24 protein-coding genes are annotated in these 21,919 nt (G+C 32.9%); 9 read left to right on the top strand and 15 right to left on the bottom strand.

Going from position 1 to position 21,919, the window contains the following annotated elements; translation table 11 throughout:
- Position 1: 1 nt before the first annotated feature.
- The 6 genes from ACODSB_RS00355 (at position 2) to ACODSB_RS00330 (ending at position 8,932) form a co-directional block, all read left to right on the top strand.
- A complete protein-coding gene (locus ACODSB_RS00355; RefSeq protein WP_488935604.1) occupies positions 2–1,474 on the top strand; it encodes a glycoside hydrolase family 30 protein in 1,473 nt (490 codons plus the stop codon).
- A gap of 29 nt (positions 1,475–1,503) precedes the next feature.
- Positions 1,504–3,261: a cellulase family glycosylhydrolase gene (locus ACODSB_RS00350; protein WP_488935603.1), complete on the top strand. Its 1,758-nt coding sequence runs from the start codon at positions 1,504–1,506 to the stop codon at positions 3,259–3,261.
- Between the two features lie 6 nt (positions 3,262–3,267).
- Positions 3,268–4,350: a glycoside hydrolase family 16 protein gene (locus tag ACODSB_RS00345; RefSeq protein WP_056208010.1), complete on the top strand. Its 1,083-nt coding sequence runs from the start codon at positions 3,268–3,270 to the stop codon at positions 4,348–4,350.
- A gap of 73 nt (positions 4,351–4,423) precedes the next feature.
- Positions 4,424–5,263 carry an endonuclease/exonuclease/phosphatase family protein gene (locus ACODSB_RS00340; protein ID WP_488935602.1) on the top strand — a complete coding sequence of 280 codons (840 nt, stop codon included), beginning with the start codon at positions 4,424–4,426 and terminating at the stop codon, positions 5,261–5,263.
- Between the two features lies 1 nt (position 5,264).
- Positions 5,265–6,689: a glycoside hydrolase family 30 protein gene (locus ACODSB_RS00335; protein WP_488935601.1), complete on the top strand. Its 1,425-nt coding sequence runs from the start codon at positions 5,265–5,267 to the stop codon at positions 6,687–6,689.
- A 14-nt stretch (positions 6,690–6,703) separates the two neighbouring features.
- Positions 6,704–8,932 (top strand): glycoside hydrolase family 3 N-terminal domain-containing protein, encoded by a 2,229-nt coding sequence (locus ACODSB_RS00330; RefSeq protein ID WP_488935600.1) that lies wholly within the window; start codon positions 6,704–6,706, stop codon positions 8,930–8,932.
- 50 nt (positions 8,933–8,982) lie between these two features.
- Here the strand turns inward: ACODSB_RS00330 and ACODSB_RS00325 are convergent, their stop codons facing one another.
- Positions 8,983–9,240, bottom strand: coding sequence for a hypothetical protein (locus ACODSB_RS00325; RefSeq protein WP_053472583.1), 258 nt, complete (start codon positions 9,238–9,240; stop codon positions 8,983–8,985).
- A gap of 287 nt (positions 9,241–9,527) precedes the next feature.
- Here ACODSB_RS00325 and ACODSB_RS00320 point away from each other — a divergent pair, with 287 nt between their 5' ends.
- Positions 9,528–10,283, top strand: a complete 756-nt coding sequence (locus ACODSB_RS00320) for an NUDIX hydrolase (protein WP_488935599.1) — start codon at positions 9,528–9,530, stop codon at positions 10,281–10,283.
- Positions 10,284–10,312: 29 nt separating this feature from the next.
- Positions 10,313–10,636, top strand: coding sequence for an MmcQ/YjbR family DNA-binding protein (locus ACODSB_RS00315; RefSeq protein ID WP_488935598.1), 324 nt, complete (start codon positions 10,313–10,315; stop codon positions 10,634–10,636).
- 2 nt (positions 10,637–10,638) lie between these two features.
- Here the strand turns inward: ACODSB_RS00315 and ACODSB_RS00310 are convergent, their stop codons facing one another.
- From ACODSB_RS00310 to ahcY, 14 genes are all read right to left on the bottom strand, one after another.
- The gene (locus tag ACODSB_RS00310; RefSeq protein ID WP_488935597.1) at positions 10,639–11,247 is read right to left on the bottom strand and encodes an alpha-ketoglutarate-dependent dioxygenase AlkB family protein; all 609 of its coding nucleotides are present in this window, start codon (positions 11,245–11,247) and stop codon (positions 10,639–10,641) included.
- Positions 11,234–11,479, bottom strand: a complete 246-nt coding sequence (locus ACODSB_RS00305) for an Ada metal-binding domain-containing protein (protein WP_488935596.1) — start codon at positions 11,477–11,479, stop codon at positions 11,234–11,236. Before ACODSB_RS00305 ends, ACODSB_RS00310 begins: the two co-directional genes overlap by 14 nt.
- A 134-nt stretch (positions 11,480–11,613) precedes the next feature.
- Positions 11,614–12,327, bottom strand: a complete 714-nt coding sequence (locus ACODSB_RS00300) for a 2OG-Fe(II) oxygenase (RefSeq protein ID WP_488935595.1) — start codon at positions 12,325–12,327, stop codon at positions 11,614–11,616.
- Between the two features lie 179 nt (positions 12,328–12,506).
- Positions 12,507–13,355: a bifunctional helix-turn-helix domain-containing protein/methylated-DNA--[protein]-cysteine S-methyltransferase gene (locus ACODSB_RS00295; protein ID WP_488935594.1), complete on the bottom strand. Its 849-nt coding sequence runs from the start codon at positions 13,353–13,355 to the stop codon at positions 12,507–12,509.
- Between the two features lie 238 nt (positions 13,356–13,593).
- Positions 13,594–14,058 (bottom strand): GNAT family N-acetyltransferase, encoded by a 465-nt coding sequence (locus tag ACODSB_RS00290; protein ID WP_256636870.1) that lies wholly within the window; start codon positions 14,056–14,058, stop codon positions 13,594–13,596.
- A 15-nt stretch (positions 14,059–14,073) separates the two neighbouring features.
- Positions 14,074–14,406, bottom strand: a complete 333-nt coding sequence (locus tag ACODSB_RS00285; RefSeq protein WP_488935593.1) for a DMT family transporter — start codon at positions 14,404–14,406, stop codon at positions 14,074–14,076.
- 56 nt (positions 14,407–14,462) lie between these two features.
- Entirely contained in the window at positions 14,463–14,990 is a 528-nt protein-coding gene (locus ACODSB_RS00280) for a metalloprotease family protein (RefSeq protein WP_053472589.1), read from the bottom strand.
- A gap of 6 nt (positions 14,991–14,996) precedes the next feature.
- The gene (locus ACODSB_RS00275; RefSeq protein ID WP_488935592.1) at positions 14,997–15,908 is read right to left on the bottom strand and encodes a hypothetical protein; all 912 of its coding nucleotides are present in this window, start codon (positions 15,906–15,908) and stop codon (positions 14,997–14,999) included.
- Between the two features lie 211 nt (positions 15,909–16,119).
- Positions 16,120–17,202 carry a hypothetical protein gene (locus tag ACODSB_RS00270; RefSeq protein WP_488935591.1) on the bottom strand — a complete coding sequence of 361 codons (1,083 nt, stop codon included), beginning with the start codon at positions 17,200–17,202 and terminating at the stop codon, positions 16,120–16,122.
- Between the two features lie 8 nt (positions 17,203–17,210).
- A complete protein-coding gene (locus tag ACODSB_RS00265) occupies positions 17,211–17,495 on the bottom strand; it encodes a hypothetical protein (RefSeq protein WP_488935590.1) in 285 nt (94 codons plus the stop codon).
- A gap of 133 nt (positions 17,496–17,628) precedes the next feature.
- Positions 17,629–18,210 carry a hypothetical protein gene (locus ACODSB_RS00260; RefSeq protein ID WP_488935589.1) on the bottom strand — a complete coding sequence of 194 codons (582 nt, stop codon included), beginning with the start codon at positions 18,208–18,210 and terminating at the stop codon, positions 17,629–17,631.
- 89 nt (positions 18,211–18,299) lie between these two features.
- Positions 18,300–18,854: a hypothetical protein gene (locus tag ACODSB_RS00255; RefSeq protein WP_488935588.1), complete on the bottom strand. Its 555-nt coding sequence runs from the start codon at positions 18,852–18,854 to the stop codon at positions 18,300–18,302.
- A gap of 136 nt (positions 18,855–18,990) precedes the next feature.
- Positions 18,991–19,512 (bottom strand): hypothetical protein, encoded by a 522-nt coding sequence (locus tag ACODSB_RS00250; RefSeq protein ID WP_488935587.1) that lies wholly within the window; start codon positions 19,510–19,512, stop codon positions 18,991–18,993.
- An 80-nt stretch (positions 19,513–19,592) separates the two neighbouring features.
- Positions 19,593–20,909, bottom strand: a complete 1,317-nt coding sequence (gene ahcY, locus ACODSB_RS00245) for an adenosylhomocysteinase (RefSeq protein ID WP_053472596.1) — start codon at positions 20,907–20,909, stop codon at positions 19,593–19,595.
- A gap of 290 nt (positions 20,910–21,199) precedes the next feature.
- Between ahcY and ACODSB_RS00240 the strand changes: the two genes are divergently transcribed.
- Complete coding sequence (locus ACODSB_RS00240; protein ID WP_488935586.1) at positions 21,200–21,850, top strand: 4'-phosphopantetheinyl transferase family protein; 651 nt, start codon at positions 21,200–21,202, stop codon at positions 21,848–21,850.
- Positions 21,851–21,919: the final 69 nt, after the last annotated feature.

The raw sequence follows: 21,919 nt of genomic DNA, 5'->3' as shown, positions 1-21,919 counted from the left end.
AATGAAACTAAATTTTAAAAACACTATAAAAATACTGTTCTTCTCAATGGCAGTATTTTCTCAGGTAAAATGTTCTACATCAAACGATGCAGTTGATCCTGTAGTAAATCCACCAGTTGTAAACCCGCCAGTTGTGGTAACAAACGATGTTGATTTCTGGTTAACAAAAGGAGACCAAAGCGTATTGTTAGCAAAACAAAATGGAACATTAGGATTTGGTACTGTACCAAATTCATATACAAATATTGAAGTTAACGCAGCGCAAAAATATCAAACTGTTGATGGCTTTGGTTATACATTAACTGGAGGAAGTGCTGATGTAATTAATCAGTTAACGGCAGCTAAAAAAAGCGCACTTTTACAAGAATTATTTGGTACCGGAGCTAATTCAATTGGAATTAGTTATTTAAGAATCAGTATTGGAGCATCAGATTTAAATGCTGCGCCATTTACATATGACGACCTTGCAGCGGGAGAAACTGATTTGACTTTGGCAAAATTTAGTTTAGAAAAAGACAAAGCGGGAGTAATTGCACTTTTAAAAGAAATTCTGGTAATTAATCCAAAGATTTTAATTTTAGCAACACCTTGGTCAGCTCCGCTTTGGATGAAAGACAAAGACAGTTTTATTGGAGGAAAACTGCAAACACAATATTATGATGTTTATGCAAAATACTTTGTAAAATACATTCAGCAAATGAAAGCGGAAGGAATTACAATTGATGCAATAACTCCGCAAAACGAACCTTTACATGACGGAAATAATCCGAGTATGTACATGTCAGCATTAGAACAAGGTAATTTCATAAAAAACAATTTAGGACCAGCTTTAAAAGCGGCAAACCTTAGTGTAAAAATTATTGCTTACGATCATAATTGTGATAATCCAAATTATCCAAAATCAATTTTGGCAGATGCAGATGCATTTCCTTTTGTAGACGGATCAGCATTCCATTTATATGCCGGAGATATTAGTGCATTAAGTAATGTTTACAATTCTTATCCAACAAAAAATGTGTATTTCACAGAACAATGGACATCTTCAGCAGGAGATTTTGCAGGAGATTTAAAATGGCATGTTCGAAACGTGGTTATTGGCTCGATGAGAAATTACAGTAAAAACGCATTAGAATGGAACTTAGCTAATGATGGATCTTTCCAGCCTCATACAAACGGCGGCTGTTCTATGTGTAAAGGTGCGTTGACAGTAACTTCATCAGAAAGTTTTCAACGCAACGTTGCCTATTATATTATTGCTCACGCATCAAAATTTGTTCCTGCAGGATCTATCAGAATTGCAAGTAACTCAAGCGGAAGTTTACAAAACGTTGCTTTTATAACACCATCTGGATCAAAAGTTTTAGTAGTAGTAAATGATTCGTCAGTAAGTGAAATTTTCAATGTTAAGTTCAATGATAAATGGATTACAACTTCTCTTGAGGCAGGAGCTGTTGGAACATACACTTGGAAGTAAATTAAAGGCGAAGTAAAATTGGTTTTCAAATGAAAAAAGCAATAATAACATTACAGCTTTTGTTTTCCATTACAGTTTTTGGACAAGGTTTTCTACACAGAGACGGACAAAAAATTGTTGACGGAAACGGAAAGAACATTATTCTAAGAGGCTTAGGCCTTGGTGGATGGATGGTTCAGGAAGGTTATATGTTACAAACACAGCCTTTTGCAAGTCCGCAATACCAAATCAAACAAAAAATTGAAGAAGTTATTGGAGAGCAGGGAACAAAGGAATTTTACGCAGCCTACAAAGCAAACGGAATCACAAAGCGTGATATCGATTCGCTGGCAGCTTGGGGTTTCAATTCGATTCGTCTTCCAATGCATTATAACTTATATACACCGCCCATTGAGCAGGAAAAAAATGGAGAAATCACCTGGATAGAAGAAGGCTTCACCATGACAGATAATTTATTGAAATGGTGCGAAGCAAACAAAATCTACTTGATTTTAGATTTACACGCTGCACCAGGCGGACAAGGAAATGATGCCGCAATTTCTGATTACGATACCACAAAACCATCATTATGGCAAAGTGAAGCCAATCAGAAAAAAATGATTGCTTTATGGAAAAAACTGGCCTCTCGCTACAGAGACAGTCAGTGGCTTGGAGCTTATGATATTATCAACGAACCAAACTGGAATTTTACCGGATCAAATAAAAATGGCTGCGACGAGAACTCAAACGGACCTTTAAGAGATTTAATGGTTGCCGTGACAAAAGCAATTCGCGAAGTCGACACAAACCACTTAGTAATTATCGAAGGAAATTGCTGGGGAAATAATTACAATGGAGTTTTCCCTTTATGGGATGAAAACATGGCGTTGAGTTTCCACAAATACTGGAACTACAACGACAAGGAATCGATCCAGAAAATGCTGGATTACAGAACCCAATATAATGTTCCTATCTGGTTAGGAGAAAGTGGCGAAAACTCAAATGTTTGGTTTAAAGACGCTTTGACATTGGTGGAAACCAATAATATTGGATGGGCTTTTTGGCCAATGAAAAAAATCGAAAACATTGCAGGAGTAACTTCGGTAACTAAAATTCCGGAATACGATGTTTTACTAAAATACTGGCGAGACGGTGGTCAAAAACCATCGGCAGAATTTTCGAAAAAAGCATTGATGAAAATGGCCGATAATTACAAAATGGAAAACGTAACCGTTAAACCAGATGTAATTGATGCCATGTTCAGACAAGTGCAGACCAATGATGCAAAACCTTACAAAAAACATGTAATTCCCGGAAAAATCATCGCAACGCAATATGATTTAGGAACAAATGGATTTGCTTATTCGGATAAAGATTTTATCAATTACAGAGTGGCAACAGGAAATTTTGATCAGTGGAATAAAGGAAACACAATGCGTAACGATGGCGTTGATATTTTGCCTTGTAAAGATATCGGATCAAACGGTTATCAGGTTTCATTTATTGAAGATGGAGAGTGGTTACAATTTACTGCACAGGTTAAAAAACAAAATAAATACAATATTGCCATTCGTTATTCAAGCGAAAACCTGGAAGGGCAGCTTCATTTAGAAACAGCAAATGGCACAAAATCAAAAACCATAACATTGCCTGTAACTGGTGGAAATGAAAAATGGAAAACCATTATTTTATCTGATGTAGAATTAAACGCAGGTGAAAATAAAATAAAAGTAGTTTTTGAAAAAGGAGGATTCAATTTGAATTATCTGGATTTTTTGGACGGTAAAAAAAGTGTTTCTAAAAAATAAAAGCAAATGAAAAAATTTAAAAATATAATGGACAAAGCAGGTTTTCTAACCGCTATTTTATTGCTGATATTTCAATCTTGCAGCAGCAGTAACGATAGCTCAGACGGAGGTTCAGATAATCCAGCCCCTTCAAACTTAACTATTCAGGTTGAAGTTGTGGGTAAAAATGCAGCAAATCCTGATGGGGACGGAAGCGGTAAAGTGAACTTGAAAATTAATGCAGCAAATGCAGTTTCATATAAAGTCTTAATAGACAATCAGCTTAAAGAAATTACAAATGGAGAACTTACCTACACATTTACAGGTTCAGGGACAAAAACATATTCTATAATTGTTTCGGCTTACAATGGTTCTGGGCAATTTATCAGTTCAACTTCTTCAGTAAATGTATATGTTGCCAGAAAAATACTTTGGGCAGATGAATTTGATGTAGATGGTGCGCCAAACACTTCGAAATGGGGTTACAACACAGGAACAGGAGACGGATGGGGAAATAACGAATTAGAATATTACACAACTCGTCCAGAAAACGTAATTATTTCAAATGGAACCCTAAAAATTAAAGCCATTAAAGAAGAGTATATGGGAAGCCATTATACATCGACAAGAATGCTTACAAAAGGTAAATTTTCATTTAAATACGGAAGGGCAGAAGTTCGTGCAAAATTACCAGTGGGCGGCGGAACATGGCCGGCATTCTGGATGTTAGGAGATAATATCGATACTGCGCCTTGGCCTGCTTGTGGTGAAGTTGATATTCTGGAATCAGTTGGAAATAATCCAAACGTGAACCACTCTTCATTGCATTCGCCTGGACGTTCAGGAAACACGCCTGATACTAAAACGACAACAGTTCCAAATTCAGCGACAGAATTTCATATTTACGCTGCAGAATGGAGTGCTGAAAGCATTAAGTTTTATGTAGATGATAATTTGTTTTATACCTATGCAAATTCTGCTTCAACACCATTTAACGCTAATTTCTTCCTGATTTTAAATTTAGCAATGGGAGGAAATTTTGGAGGAACGGTTGATCCAAATTTCACTAATGCAACTTTCGAAGTTGATTATGTGAGAGTATATAATTAACATAAGTTTTAAATAAGTTTTTTTCTTTAAGGATAGAGAAACACTAGCTTTACGGATTAAAATTTTAAAAATTATGAAAAAGACAAGTAAATTTATTTTAGCAGTATTTTTACTTTTTGTAAGTGTTTCATTTTATGGTCAAAATTTAAAAATTATGACTTATAATATTCGTTTAGATGTTGCATCAGACGGAGAAAATGCGTGGCCAAAACGAAAAGATTATTTTACTTCTCAAATACAATTTTATAGTCCGGAAATTTTTGGAGTTCAGGAAGCAACCCCAAATCAGGTAATAGATATCGCAGCAGCTTTTCCAAATTATAACAGATTTGGAATAGGAAGAGAAGAAAACGGAACGGGAGAAGCTTGTACTATTTATTACAAAAAAGATCGTTTTAAGGTGCAGAATTCCAACACGTTTTGGCTTTCAGAAACACCAAACGTAGTTTCAAGAGGCTGGGACGCAGCTTGTAACAGAGTTTGTACGTATGCACTTTTTACAGATTTAAAAACAAAAAAGACGTTCTGGGTTTTTAACCTGCATCTGGATCACATGGGCGAAGAAGCAAGAGTAAAAGGAGTTCAGCTTGTTTTGAAAAAAATAAGTGAGTTAAACACAAAGAAATACCCGGCATTTTTAATGGGAGATTTCAACTCAGAACCAAACACGCCGCAAATTGCAGAAATAAAAAAAGTAATGGATGATACGAAAGATGTTTCAATAGAAAAACCTTTTGGACCATCAGGAACGTTTAATGATTTCAAACATAACGAACCAGTTACATTATTGATAGACTATATTTTTATTTCAAAAAATAGCGGATTAAAAATTCAAAAACATGCAGTTTTAAGTGATTCTAAAGATTTAAAATATCCGTCAGATCATTTACCTGTTTTAATAGAAATAGATTAAAATGAAAAACATTAACAAAAAACTTCAAATCTTACTTTTACTGCCGCTTATTGCGATGCAGATAAAATGCGGATCTTCAAAAAGTGTAGTTGCCAATTCTGGAAAAGCAGAATCATGGATTACAACTACCGATGAATCTTCTAAACTTAAAAAACAGGATGATTTAGTTTTTAGTACAGCAACTAATTCAAACCAAACCATTGAAGTAAATCCTTCTGAAAAATTTCAAACTATCGAAGGTTTTGGATTTTCGTTAACCGGAGGAAGCGCTCAGACCATTTTAAAACTGGATAAAGCAAAAAGAGAAGCATTGCTTCAGGAATTGTTTTCCAGAAAAAATGATGCCATTGGTATAAGTTACCTGCGTATTAGTATTGGAGCTTCAGATTTGAATGAGAAAGTTTTTTCGTATGATGATATGCCAGAAGGACAAACAGATTTAAAACTGGAGCACTTTAATCTTGGTCCGGATTTAAATGATGTGGTACCAGTGCTAAAAGAAATTTTAGCCATAAATCCAAAAATAAAAATTATGGGTTCACCGTGGTCGCCGCCAGTTTGGATGAAAGACAACGGAAGCTCAAAAGGAGGAAGCCTTCAGCCAAAATATTATGAGGTTTATGCCCAGTATTTTGTAAAATACATTCAGGCAATGAAATCTCACGGAATTGTTATTGATGCCATTACACCGCAAAATGAGCCGTTGCATCCGGGAAATAATCCAAGTTTATTAATGCTTGCAGAACAACAGGCAGATTTTATTGGGAATCATTTAGGGCCAGCTTTCAAAGCAGCAGGAATTAAAACCAAAATTATAGTTTACGATCACAATTGTAATAAACCAGAATATCCTTTGACTATTTTAAAAGATACAAAAGCGAATCCTTTTGTTGCGGGTTCAGCATTTCACTTATATGAAGGAGATATTAGTGCTTTGACCACAGTTCATGATGCATTTCCAAACAAAGATTTATATTTTACAGAACAATATACAGGATCAAAAAGCAGTTTTGAAAATGATTTAAAATGGACTGTAAAAAATGTCGTAATTGGTTCAATGCGTAACTGGAGTAAAAATGCACTTTCGTGGGGATTAGCAAACGATGAATATTACAAACCATTTACACCAGGCGGATGTTCCACTTGTAAAGGAGCTTTAATGATTGATCAAAATCAAAACATTAAGCGTGAAGTCGGTTATTACATTATTGGACATGCTTCTAAATTTGTTCCGGAAGGTTCAGTAAGAATTGGAAGTAATATTGTTGGAAACTTATATAATGCAGCTTTCAAAACGCCATCTGGACAAACCGTTTTAATTGTAGAAAACGACGGAACTTCGACAGAAACATTCAATATCAAATACAATCAAAAACAAATTTCAACTACTTTAAACGCTGGTGCAGTTGCAACTTACGTTTGGTAACCAAAATTAAATTCATGAAAAAAATAACCACATTTGCCTTGTTGATGGTCTCGTTTTTTGCGGCGGCCCAGCAGCAGACAATAGATCAAAAAGTAAATGATCTGTTGAAGAAAATGACAATTGAAGAAAAAATTGGTCAGCTTAATCAATACACAGGAGACAATCAGGCAACAGGGCCAATTACAATAAACCCTAACAAACAAGCCGAAATCAAACAAGGTTTAATAGGTTCGATGCTAAACATCATCGGAACAAAATATACCAGACAATATCAGGAATTGGCCATGCAGTCAAGACTTAAAATTCCGTTGTTGTTTGGTCAGGACGTTATTCACGGATACAAAACAACATTCCCGCTTCCGTTGGCCGAAGCTGCGAGCTGGGATTTACAAGCCATTGAATTAGCGGCAAGAGTTGCTGCTGAAGAAGCTTCTGCAAATGGAATTCACTGGACATTTGCTCCAATGGTAGACATTAGCCGTGACCCGCGCTGGGGACGTGTAATGGAAGGTGCAGGAGAAGATACTTATCTAGGATCTAAAATTGCCTATGCAAGAGTAAAAGGTTTTCAGGGAAATAAATTAGGAGATTTAAACTCTGTTATGGCTTGCGTAAAACACTTTGCAGCATATGGAGCAGGAGTTGGAGGCAGGGATTATAACTCAGTTGATATGAGCGAAAGAATGCTTCTTGAAACTTATTTGCCACCTTTTAAAGCCGCTTTAGATGCCGGAGCAGCAACATTTATGAATTCATTTAATGACTTAAACGGAATTCCTGCAACTGGAAATGCGCATTTACAAAGAGATATCTTAAAAGGAAAATGGAACTTTCAGGGATTCGTAGTTTCAGACTGGGGTTCAATTGGAGAAATGGTAGCTCACGGTTATTCAAAAGACCTTAAAGAAGCTGCATATTCTGCCATTACAGCCGGAAGCGATATGGATATGGAAAGTAATGCATACCGTTACAATTTAGCGCAACTGGTAAAAGAAGGCAGAGTTTCTATTGATTTGGTTGATGATGCTGTAAAACGTATTCTTCGCAAAAAATTCGAATTAGGTTTATTTGATGATCCTTACAGATATTCTGACGATAAAAGAGCTGAAAAAGTTTTAGCAAATCCTGCAAACAGAAAAGCAGCACTTGAAGTAGCAGAAAAAAGTATCGTTTTATTGAAAAATGAAAACCAGACTTTACCAATTTCTAAAAGTGTAAAAACAATTGCATTTATTGGCCCAATGGTAAAAGAATACAAAGCTAATATGGGATTCTGGTCTGTTGAATTACCAGATGTAAACTACGATAAATGGGTAGTTTCGCAATGGGATGGTTTACAAAATAAAGTAGGTAAAAACACAAAATTACTTTACGCAAAAGGCTGTGACATTACAGGAGATAATAAAGATGGTTTTGCTGAAGCAGTTGAAACAGCAAAACAAGCAGATGTTGTAATTTTGAGTATTGGTGAAAGACACGATATGAGTGGTGAAGCAAAAAGCCGCAGTAATATCAATTTGCCGGGTGTTCAGGAAGATTTAGTAAAAGCAATTCAGGCAACAGGAAAACCAGTGGTAGTTTTAATTAATGCAGGAAGACCTCTTATTTTTAATTGGACAGCAGATAACGTTCCAGCAATTGTATACACTTGGTGGTTAGGAACAGAAGCTGGAAATGCAATTGCAGATGTTTTATTTGGAGACTACAATCCGTCAGGAAAACTGCCAATCACTTTTCCAAGAGAAGTTGGTCAGATTCCAATTTATTACAATCATTTCAGCACAGGAAGACCAGCTAAAAACGAAGATTCAAAAAACTATGTTTCAGCCTATATCGATTTAAAAAACTCGCCTAAATTCCCTTTCGGATATGGTTTGAGTTATACTAAATTTGATTATTCAGGATTGAAACTTTCTTCGACAAAAATCAAAAGCAGCGAAACAATTAAAGTTTCATTTCAATTATCAAATGTTGGAAAAGTTGCTGGAGAAGAAGTGGTTCAGCTATATTTAAAAGATAAATTTGGATCAGTAGTTCGTCCGGTTTTAGAACTAAGAGATTTCCAAAAAGTGAAATTAAATGCGGGAGAAACTAAAACAATCGAATTTACAATCGACAAAGAAAAACTTTCTTTCTACAATGATAAATTAGAATGGACGGCAGAGCCTGGAGATTTTGAAGTGCTGATTGGAGCTTCATCAGCAGATATTAAACTAAAATCAGATTTTGAATTAGTACAGTAATATAGAATGTCAATTAAAATTGGCGTTATGGATTTTATAAAGGTTTCGAATTATTTCAAAACGGTATTTATAAAATCCATAGCGCCAATTCCTTTATAAGATGCGTACAAAGCTTTATCAAAAGCTTCGCGTTTTGCTTTTTTATCTTTTGCTTCCGTTTTAACGATCATTTCGTTAAAAATTCTTTCCTGTTCTTCACTGTATTTTAGCGAAGCTTCTAAAAGATAAGTCTTAGAAACAAATCCGAAGGAAGTCCAGATTTTCGATCTAATTTTTTTGTTAATATTTTTTAGCGGATTGACACTCATAATCTCGTTTATTAAATTTCAATTCTCTATTTATCTACAGAATACAAAATTAAGAATTTGTAATCTTTTTCTTTCTTAATATTTTTGTTTTAACAATTTGTTGTTCAAATGTGTTATTATGACGCAATGTACTTATTTTTTCAATTCATTTCGTAATTTTAACTAAAATTGTGATTTGTACACTTTTGATTTTTTCAACACTTATTTATTTTATAAAGACGTGCTTTTTATAAAAATGTAACAGTTTTGAAAAATAAAAGTAAATTGCAAGTTTAATAAGAACTCAAATGCTGAAATTTATTATAGAAAATAACGAGAATTACCAGCCGGGACTTTCCATTGATTGCGTTATTTTTGGGTTTCATGATAATCAATTAAAAGTCTTACTGATAAAAGTTCCGCACAGTGAAAAGTGGTCTTTACCAGGCGGGTTTATTCCGGTAGATCAGGATATTGATACAGCAGCAGTTACTGTTTTAAATGAAAGGACTGGAGTAGAAGGTGTTTTTTTAAGACAGTTTGCAGCATTTGGAAAAATTAAACGAAATGATGACCATTTTGGAAAAGAGGTTCTAAAATATTTAGATATTGATCCCGAAAAAGGTAAATGGCTGACACGTCGTTTCGTAACAATTGGTTATTATGCTTTGGTCGATTTTTTAAAAATTGTCCCAAACCGAATAAATTCTAATGAAATAATTGAATGGATTGATCATAAAGAAGTTCCTGAACTCATTTTAGATCACAAAGAAATCCTTGATAAAGCTCTTGATACATTAAGAACAGAATTAAATTTAATGCCTGTTGGATATAATTTATTGCCGGAAAAATTCACAATGCCGGAACTGCAAAAATTGTATGAAACAATTCTGGACAAAAAACTCGACAGAAGAAATTTTATGCGAAAAATAACCAACATCGGAATTCTGAATAAATTGGATGAAAAGAAAAATAATGTAGCGCACAAAGCTCCAAACTTATATTCTTTTGATAAAGAAAAATACGATGTAGTTTTGAAAAATGGTTTGAATCAAGGTTGGTAAACCAAGGTTTAACTTTAAAATTTACGATTATGGTTTCTTTTGAAGATTTTAGAAAAGCGGCTTTATCCTTTGAAAATGCAGTTGAAGAACCACATTTTGAGAAAACGTCTTTTAGGGTAAACAAGAAAATATTCGCCACTTTTGATGAAAAAAATAATCGAGCCGTTTTAAAATTAAACGAGATCGATCAATCTGTTTTTTGTGCTTCAAGCGAAATGATTTTTTATCCAATTCCAAATAAATGGGGAAAACAAGGCTGGACAATTGTAGAGCTTTCTAAAGTTCGGCCAGAAATGTTTCAAGATGCTTTACAGCTTTCCTACCAAAACGTGGCTCCAAAAAAGAAGAAATAAATCTACCTTACAATTGTTCTAAAAGTCAAATTTACTCTAGGTTTTTGAGTAGTTTTTGTTGGCGGTAAACGATGTAGCCAGTACGTTTGTGTTTCATCTTTCATAACCAATAAACTTCCATGTTGTAAAATCAAAGAAACCGTTTCTTTAGATTCTTTATGTTTGAAAGCAAATTTGCGTTCAGCGCCAAAACTTACAGAACCAATGGCACCATTTTTTTTCAAATCTTTTTCGGCATCGCTGTGCCATGCCATTCCTTCCTCTCCGGAATGATATAAATTTAGCAGGCAAGAATTGAAGGTTTCTCCCGTTTCAGCTTCAATTATTTTCTTTAATTTCAATAATTCTTTCGTCCATGGAAGTGCTTTTTTTGTAGTATTCGAATAGGTATATTCAAATTCCTGATCGCCGTACCAAGCGACTTTTCTTTTGGTCAGAATTAATTTTCCAAAGATTATGGCTTCATCATTTTTCCATTCAATTGTATTCAATAAAATATCTAAATATCGATTAGAATCTTCTCTCGAAAATAATTTTCCGTAATAATTTACAGTTCCATCTTTGGGAAGTAAGTTCGTTGTTTCGTTTATTTCAGGATTAAATAAGTCCATTTTTCCAATTTAAATATTCAGGTTTCATACAATGTCCGCAAGGTCTGAAACCGTTTTGTTTTGCTTCATTTTCAGAAGAAAAGAAAACCCGATTTTCACGTTTCATTCTTTTTCCCGAAGAACATTTCAGCGTTCCGTAAATTTTTAGTTTCCGGTTGCCGCCGAAACAAATCTCCGCATTTTTAATTTTATTCCGAAGATTTGAATCTGAAATTTTATTATGCTGGATCATAATTATATTATTAAAAGTCAATTTCTCGCAAAGTCGCAGAATCGCAAAGTTTGGAACTTATTAATCTTAAAAAAATTAAGTCAGCTAAGTCTTAAAAATATCTCTTTGCGACTTCGCGACTTTGCGAGCAAAAATCAAGAAAGGGCATCATGAAAAATAATTCCCAGCGTATATCTTTCTCCTGAATGAATTTCACTCACACCATGTTTCATATTCACCCGATAATAACCTTTTGTGCCTTTTACAGGTCTAAAATTGGTTGTAAAAACTAAAATATCACCCTTCTTAGGTTTTAAAACAATTGCTTTCGACTGCGCTCTTGGCGTTTGTTGCGTCAATACAAATTCACCTCCCGTAAAATCTTCATCAGGTTCAGAGAGGAAAAGCACAATTTGAATGGGGAAATAAATATCACCATATAAATCCTGATGTAAAGTATTGAATCCGCTTTCTCCATATTTTAAAATTAAAACTGTCGCTTTCAATTGATTATTATCGTGACATTGTTTTAATAATTCTTCATGTTGGTTTGAGAAAACAGTATTGATATTTAAAGCCTTCATCCATGCATTTGCAATTGGTGCTAATTTCGGGTAAATTGAATTTCGTATATTTTGAATTAAATCGGGCAGGGGATAATTGAAATATTTGTATTCGCCTAAACCAAACCGATAACGTTCCATAACTACCGTTTTTCGATATAAATTTGGATTATCATAATCGAATTTTAAATCTTCACATTGTTCGTTATTGAGTACATTCGGAATAATAGCAAAGCCATTTTCGTGCATAGATTCGGTGATGCTTTCCCAATTTTGAGAAGCAATTTTTGATTGTATAGTTCGCATAAATTTTTAAATAAGGATTGAATTTTTGACAAAGCATATCCGTAGAGACGCACAGCAGTGCGTCTACGCAACAATTGTCGATATAGATTGTTCGTCAATTTTGGATGGAATGTATAACGTTAGACGCACTGCTGTGCGTCTCTACACATATATTGGGTGTATTATATTATGTGCGTAAATTATAAATGTGGATTTACCTGCGCACCTTCCCAGCCAATTATAGCCGTTTTTCGGGTATTTCCCCACATATAACCGCCAAAAATTCCCGAAGACTGAATTACGCGGTGACACGGAATTAAAAATGCAACGGGATTATTGCCAATTGCAGTTCCAACAGCGCGGGAAGCATTTGGTTTTTGAATTTGATGTGCAATTGTTCCATAGGTAGAAAGCTGTCCCATCGGAATTTTTAATAAAGTTTCCCAAACTTTCAGCTGAAAATCGGTACCTTTTAAATGCAGTTTAATTTCAGATAATTTACTCCAGTCATTTTGGAAAATAAAAAGTGCATTTTGCTGTGCTAAATCAAGTTTTCGGGAAAAAGCAGCATTCGGAAATTTGTATTTTAAATCATTAAATCCGATAGCTTCATCTTCGGCGAAAGCCATAAAACAAACCCCTTTTTGAGTTGAAGCCACAATGATATTCCCAAATGGACTTTCGGCAAAACTGTAGTTTATTTCCAGATTTTTTCCACCATTTTTATATTCGGCCGGTGTCATTCCTTCAATATTTACAAATAAATCATGAAGTCGGCTGGTGCCTGAAAGCCCCGTTTCGTATGCAGTTTCAGAAATGGTTGCCTGATTTTCTTTGAGTAATTTTTTGGCGTGTTCCAAACTGGTATACTGCAAAAACTTCTTCGGGCTTGTTCCTGCCCAATCGCTGAAAAGCCTCTGAAAGTGAAACGGACTCAAATGCACTTTCTCTGCAACTTCATCAAGATTAGGCTGCTCTTTAAAATTTGCTTTAATATAATCGATGGCATCTGCAATACGATTATAATTGATGTTTTCCTGTGTGTTCATTTTCATTCAATTTTATAAGGCAAATATCGATTGGTTTTTGCAGGTATAAAATCCGAAACTTGCTGAGTTTTTTGCCGCAAAGAGTGCTAAGTTTTTTTAATCTCGCAAAGTCGCGAAGTCGCAAATGTTTTTTCAAAGTATGTCATCCTGAGCGAAGTCGAAGGACCGTAAAGTAACTCTATAAAGATTGATATAAACTTAAAAAATAAAACTTTGCGTCTTTGCGAGATTTATAAACTTACTTATAATTCTTTTGCATTTTGTAATTGATAATTTCGACGCCTTTTATAATGTTTTTTTGTTCTGTTTTTACAAAAAATCCGTTCTTTACAAAAAATCCCTTTGCGGTTATACTTACGTCAGAAGTTATAATTTTTGTATGATGACTTTTAGCTTTAAGTTCTAATTCGTTAAAGATCTTTTGAGCAATTCCTTGTCGTTGAAAGTCTTTGTGAATGAAAAAGAAATCAATATAATTGTTGTCTTTCAAAGTTCCGTAACCAACGATCTGTTCTTCTATAATGGCAAGTAAAACAAATTGTTTTTCGATAACATCAATCCAGCGTTCTGTAATTTTTACTCCAGAAACCCAGGCATTAATTTGATCAGGATTATAATCGTTTTTACAAACAGATTGAATAGTCTGGACAAATAATTCCTGTATTTCATTTAAATCTAAAATGGTAGCTTTTCTAAAATGCATTTTTTAGTTTTAAAATTAATGAGCTGTAGTTTTAGAAAAAACATTAATAACAACAACGCCAATTATAATTAAACTCAATCCAATTATCGCAGGTAAATCTGGAATTTCTTTAAAGAAAACAGTACCAATGATTGTAATTAAAACAATTCCAACTCCAGACCAAATCGCATAAGCAAAACCAACCGGAATTGTTCTGATAGCAAAACTTAAAAAATAAAACGCAGCAAAATAGCCAACAACAGTAATAATGCTTGGTAAAAGCTGTGTGAACTGCTCAGACTTTTTTAATGCCGAAGTTGCAATGATTTCGAAGATAATGGCAATAAATAAAAATAAAAAATTCTTCATAGTTCCGGTTTTTTACAAAGTTAGACTTTATAATGTGAAATGAAGAATCTTAAATTTTATCCAAATATTAAAGAAGGAATTCCTATTCCTATTGCAACGCCATAAATTACATCTGCCCAAATAATTCTTAGAATGTTAAAGACATAAATTAATCCAATTATGGGAAAAGATATTATTGCTAATATGTTTTTATTTTTGATTGCTATTTTTGCTTCTTTAAACACATTTTCGGCATCTTGATTTGATGGAATAGCATGCATGCCTATTGAAACTCCAAGCCAGATTAAAAAATAAGATAATGGATGTTCAATATCAAAAAACTTTATTGGCATATAAGCAGGAAGACATATAAGTAAACATAAAAGGGTGTTTACAAAAAATGGTCCCATAGAGATTAAAAAAGTTGATGTGAAATTGCTTGTGTTCTCATGTATCACGTATCCAGCAGGGTTTCCCACTCTAAAATAACATGCATCAAAAACAGCTACTTTTCTAATTTTACAAAATAACATATGTGCAAATTCATGAACAATGATTCCGGGAAATGACACAATTGAAATTAATTCACCAGGTATAAAAAACATATCTTTTTAATTTTTAATCCAACCGTTTGGAAATTTTTTAATAAACTCTTCTCTAGTTATTACTGTATGGGCAAATAATCTATATTCTATCATATTATAATAGAATTTGGCTTCGGAACTTGTACTGTCTATTGCTTTTGCTTTTTTTAAATATTCGAAGCTTTTAATTTTTGCAGATTCATCATTTTTAGTGGCATAAATGCAAGAATAAGCAGAAGCAACACCTGAATAACATTCTGCAGAAGTGGAGTCAATTTTAAGGACTTCCTGAGATGCGGCAAGAAAACCGTCGTAATCCTTTTTATCAAAAGTCACCCCAATTTTTGCCATATTAATATATAAATCAAGATTGTAATCAGGAGGTATTTTTCCTATGCAGGAATTAAATTTGTTTAAAGCATCTTTGCTTTTGTTTTGTTTAAGAAAATTGAAGCCACTATAAAAATCAGCAAGCGTTTTGAGGTCTTCTACTTCAGGAACTTCTGTACTTGCTTTTTGCATTAAGTTTGATGCATTGGCAAAATCTCCTTTTTCAAAAGAACCAATTGATTCTTGAAATTTATTATAAGCGTCGAAATATTGCCAATTCCAATAAAATGAAAATAGAACAATAGCCATAATACCAATAAAGAACGCTTTTACCCAGGTAGGGAAAACTCGATTATTGACTGCTGTTTCGCAATCATTGCAATGAGGGTATACTCCAATTTTATTTAATTCTATTTCTTCAAAGTCTTTAGAACAAGCAGAACAGATTGTGGGATCATATTTTTTTTCTACTTTTTTCCCACTAAGACTTTTATCGTCGGGGAAATTAGTTTCAAAACAGGAGTTACAAAAATCTTTTTCATCAATTGTAATTGTTTCATTAATTGGTACATTTTTATTATCACAATTAGTACATTCTGTTTTTTTCATTATAAAAGGGATTCAACTATGAATTAATAGATTTATATCTTTTTTTGAATTTGGTGCCGAAGATATAAAAGTTTTTGAATGTTTTATTTCGAAAAACAATTATGAAAGATTAATATATTAACAAAATTTATTTGTTTGAGTTAATAAGTTAGTGATTATTAAAAGTTTTAAGATTTTTAATTAAAAATAAATGTCTGAGTATTAGATCAATTTACTTTAATTCTTCTTTTTTGGTAGAAACACTTATCAATTTATATCCGTTTTCAGTTCTTAAAAATTCAAAATGATCTTGTCCGTGTTCAAGTTTATTTTTTGGATTGATCACAATGTTTTTAACTGGATATATCCAATCTTTTGATTCATTACAATTGTTGAAGTATATTTCGTATTCGCTTGATTCAAAAATAAACTGATTTAATCCGTCAGTAGAAACAAAGTAATCTGTTTTTGGATTTTTGAGTTCCTTAAGTTTAGATTTTAAATAGATATAATTTTGATTGATGAATTTAGTTTTTGATGAGTTTATCCAACCATCTGGTTCTTTCCAATACGAGATTTTATCAAAAGAATGTTTTTCTAAATTGTTTTTGGATAGATCAGAAAGTAACGTGTTCTGCAGCCAATATTTAAATTCTTTATCAAAATTTACAAACGAATAATATTGTCCGTCCACCCCAAGAAAATTTTCTCTTGTTGGATCTTTGTTTGTCTCTTTTGATTTTTCCAAAGAGTAAAAATTTAAATCATCATTGTAAGCAAAATTTTCGATTAAGATTTTATTGCTTGTATCTATTAAGAATTCTTTTCCGCCAGTCCAGAAAAAATGTTCGCCATCAATTACTTTCTTCGCGTCTTTTAATCCTATGAACATTCCATTTATGGCTTTGGTTATATTACTGTATTCTGCAGGAATTACAATTTTTCCGTTGCCATTAAACATTCCCATTTTATCAGTTTTGCGATCTGCAAATCGTATTAAACCTTCATTTTCACAATCGGGACCATTGTCAAAACTATATAAACTGTCACGACCAACTATTTTTCCTGTTTTGGTTAAATAATAGCTTTTCCATTTCCCATCTTTTTCTTCACTAGCGGCAATAATATTTTCAAATTTACGGGCAGTTGTAAAACCAGTAGTAAATTTTGGTGGTATTTTGACAATGCCATTTTTATCTTTAAATCCGATAAGCGTTGTGTCTTTATTGGGAAATGAAAACCAGATATCATTATTTTGAGCGAATGCTGAAAAACTTAGGATTAGGAATATATGTAGGATAATAATTTTTTTCATGAATTTATTTATCGTAAGTGAATTTCTAATTCCTTGTTTTTTGCTTCATCAAAGCAATCAATACACAACATTTTAAAATCGGCTTTAGTTTGAAAAACTTCTGTCCATTCTTCGTCATTATCTAAAAGATATTGTTCACATTCTCCGCACCATGCAATTTGTGGAAGATCTTTTTCGGCTTCTGAATAGAAGAAACCTACTTTTTCTTTTGAGTCTATTGCCATTGCAATGTGAATACACGTGAAAGACATTTCTTTTGAACCATGTATATCACATAAAACTTTTTCGATCATATTTTTAAGAATTTTATTTTGGAGAGTTCTTTAATTTCAAATTTAAACTTAAAATTTTAGATTAAAAATAGAAAACCCGACAGGTTTTAAAAACCTGTCGGATTTGAAATGTTCTTATCTAAAAGCTAAAAAATTATTTATTAGATTTTATGCTTTTTAAAAGAGCCTGATTTATTTCTTCTTGTTTTTTCTTTCTTTCTGCTTCTTCTTTTTCCTTTTTTTCGAGATCTGCTTGTTTTGTTAAAGAAATTTCTTTTTCTTTTTTTAAGTCGTCAAGTTTTTTAGAACTTGTTTCCAGTTCACTTTTTACCTTATTAAGCTTTTCTTCAGTTTTGCTTATTTGTTCTTTAGTTTTCTCTATATTTTTTTGGCTGTCTGCACTATTTTTCGAATTTTCAAGCGCTGTTAATTTATCTTTTTGCACTTTTAAATCAGAATCTAGTTTTGCAGTTTTTTCTTCAAGTTTCTTTTTATTATTTTCTTCACTGGTAATTTTTTTATCTGCTGCTGCATTCTTATTCATTAATTGTCTATTCATTGCTTGCTGACCCCATTGACGGTCTGCTCTGTCGCGTTCACTTGCCCATTTTTGATTTTGGGTATTCATTTGTCTCTCAAAAGATCTACTTTGTTGTAATTGTTGGTTATTATTATATTGTGCAGAAGCGAAAATCGGCAGTAACATTAATACTATTAAAAGAAAATAAGTTCTCATAATTTTTTGGTTTAAGATTAGTTTTTGAAATAATATCCAGTTGCTTTTATCTATAAATTGATTTTAGATATTAAAAAAGAATGCTTGATTTATTTATCTTTCTTTTCTTCCTTTTCCTTTTCTTTTTTAGCTTTTTCTTCTTCTTTTAATTTTTTCTCTTCTTCTTGTTTTTTCTGTAATTCTTCTTTTTCGGTTTTGTATTTTTCTACTTCTTTTTTTAAGTCTTCTACTTTTTTTGAACTAGATTCTATTTTTGTTCTGCTTTCGTTTACTTTTTCTTCAGATTTTTCAATCTCTTTTTGAACGTCAGCATTGTTTTCTGAATTATTTTTAAGATTAGCTAATTGATCTTGATTTGTTTTTAAATCAGCTTCTAGTTTTTCTGTCTTCTTTTCTAATTTTTGTTTGTTTTTTTCTTCCTTAGCTAGCTTATGTTCAGCAGCTTCAATTTTAGAAACTTGATGTGACATCATATTTCTCATTTGCCATTGCTGATTTGAAGCAGCCCTTTCGCTTGCCCATTTTTGATTTTGCATATTCATTTGTGTATGCATACTTCTTGCTTGCGATTGCATATTGCTAAATTGTGCAGAAACAAAAAATGGAAGTAGTAATAATAGTAATAGAATAAAACGTGTTTTCATGATTTAAATTAGGATTTGTTTTTGGTGAATCAAATGTATATTTATATTTAAAAGAAACACGAGAATTCGCCTAATTAATTTAAATTAAAAAGAAAACCCGACAAGGTTTTAAAAACCTGTCGGGGTTGAAATATTTTTAAGAACCCTTTCTCGTAAATTTGAATTCTTCCAGCATTATTTCTAATTCAAGTACTTTTTCAGCTCTAAAATCCTGCTTACTTTTCGCGTCATCTAGTTTATTTTGAGATATAGCTATTTCCTTTTTTAATTTTTCAATATTTTTTTGATAATCAGGATCATTATTGTTCTTCGAAGTATTTTCAAGGTTTTTTAAACTTTCCCGTTTTGGCCTTAGGTCGAGTTCTATTTGCCATGTTTTTTCTGCAAGCTTGATTAGTTTTTGCTCTTCTCTTGCTAATTTTGCTTTTGTTTTTTCTACATCATTTCTTGAAAGAGGTTTAACGGTTTCCAGTTGTGGAAGTTTTGGATTCTGATTCGCTCCAGGAAATAATAAGTCTTGTTTTTGAGGTCCATATTTTGAAGGATCAAAATTTTGCGCAGCTACAAAAAGGGGCAATAGTATGATTGTTAAGGCAATCAGAAGTGTTCTCATAATTTGATTTTGGTTTTCAAAAATATAGTTATATTTTGAAACCACATTATGGCAAAATAAAAAACCCTCACATTTCTGCAAGGGTTTATATAATCTAAAATCTAAACTCAGAAATCTAAAATAGATTAATATCTGTAGTATTCTGGTTTGAATGGACCTTCAACCGGAACACCAATATAAGCAGCCTGATCGTCACGTAAAACTTCTAGTTCAACGCCTAATTTAGCTAAGTGTAAAGCAGCAACTTTTTCATCTAAATGTTTTGGTAACATATAAACTTCATTTTTGTAAGCTGCGCTGTTGTTCCATAATTCGATTTGAGCCAAAGTCTGGTTTGTAAATGAGTTACTCATTACAAAACTTGGGTGACCTGTAGCACAACCAAGGTTTACTAAACGACCTTCAGCCAAGATAATGATATCTTTTCCGTTGATGTTGTATTTGTCAACCTGAGGTTTGATTTCGATTTTTGATGCACCGTGGTTTTTGTTTAACCAAGCCATATCAATTTCGTTATCGAAGTGACCAATGTTACAAACAACAGTTTTATCTTTCATTTGCTCGAAGTGCTCTCCAAGAACGATATCTTTATTTCCTGTAGTTGTAATGATGATATCAGCATTAGCAATTACAGTGTTTAATTTTTTAACTTCATAACCGTCCATTGCAGCTTGTAAAGCACAAATTGGGTCAATTTCAGTAACAGTTACAATAGATCCAGCACCTCTAAAAGAAGCAGCAGTTCCTTTTCCAACATCACCATATCCACAAACGATAACTCTTTTCCCAGCTAACATTAAGTCAGTTGCACGACGTACAGCATCTACAGCAGATTCTTTACATCCGTATTTGTTATCAAATTTAGATTTAGTAACAGAGTCATTAATGTTGATTGCAGGCATTGGTAAAGTTCCAGCTTTTACTCTTTCGTAAAGTCTGTGAACACCAGTTGTAGTTTCTTCAGAAAGACCTTTAATTCCAGGAACTAATTCCGGGAAACGATCAATAACCATATTAGTTAAATCTCCACCATCATCAAGAATCATGTTCAATGGTTTTCTGTCTTCACCAAAGAATAAAGTTTGCTCAATACACCAGTCAAATGATTCTTCGTCAAGACCTTTCCAGGCATAAACCTGAATTCCCGCAGCAGCAATAGCCGCAGCAGCCTGATCCTGAGTAGAGAAAATGTTACAAGAAGACCAAGTAACTTCTGCACCAAGAGCGATTAAAGTTTCGATTAAAACTGCAGTTTGAATCGTCATATGTAAACATCCAGCAATACGAGCACCTTTAAGAGGTTGTTCGTCTTTGTATTCAGCACGAAGCGCCATTAAACCTGGCATTTCAGCCTCAGCTAGTTCAATTTCTTTTCTTCCCCAAGCCGCTAGAGAAATGTCTTTTACCTTGAAAGCCACAAAAGGCGTAGTTGTAGTACTCATTTATAGTATATTTGTATAATTGTAAAATTTTTGCAAATTTACGGAATACCTTTTTATTTTTACTACTTTCTGTAAGATTTGTGAAATCTTTAAAATCTTAATCTCTAGAATGTTAGTTTATGAATCGTTTTTAACCATATAAGTAATGTAAGTTCATTTAAAAAAGATTCTGAAACTATTACCTTTGCTGCGAATTGCTTATATTTACTTAATACATTTTTTGACCCAAAAGTTATATTTTCTTACATGACTTATATGGTTAAAAATAATAACCGTAACGAAAAACACGAATGCCTTTATTTCAAACCATACAATTTAATGAAACGACTAAAATCTTAATTTGGGAAATAACCGAATCCTTAGAAGAGTTATTGAGCAAAGTTGTGTTGAAAGAAAAAACACAAAAGAGACTGGACGGAATGAAATCGCAAATGCATCAGCGCGCTTTTTTAAGTGTTCGCATGCTGATTCAGGAAATGGGCTTTACAGATAAAGATTTGCATTATGACGAATTCGGAAAACCTTATTTTGATTGTCATAATTATATTTCAATTACACACTCATATCATTTTGCGGCCATAATTATATCTCATGAAACTGTAGGAATTGACATGGAATTACAACGTGAAAAAATCCTTCGCATTGCTGATAAATTTGTCGATACTGAATTTGAGTATTTAAATCCAAATGTTTTAGGAGATTACGTTAAAAAACTTACCGTTATCTGGGGCGCAAAAGAAGCAATCTTTAAAATTAGAAACGAAAAAGGAATTAGTTTTAAAGATCATATCAGAGTTGGAGATTTCTCTTTAAATGAATCTCACGTACAGGCAAGCCTTCATTTTGATGATTTAATAAAAGATTTTGATGTGCATTATGAAGAAATCAAATCAGATAATTTCGAAGGGAATTTTACTTTGGTATATGCTTTTGAGAAATAATCACAAAGTTTGGTCATTGCGAGGAACGAAGTAATCTCATTTGCTAAATTAATCATAGTGCGATTGCTT

The organism is Flavobacterium sp. FG68 (assembly GCF_057808895.1).
This window is presented reverse-complemented; position numbering and strand designations above follow the sequence as displayed.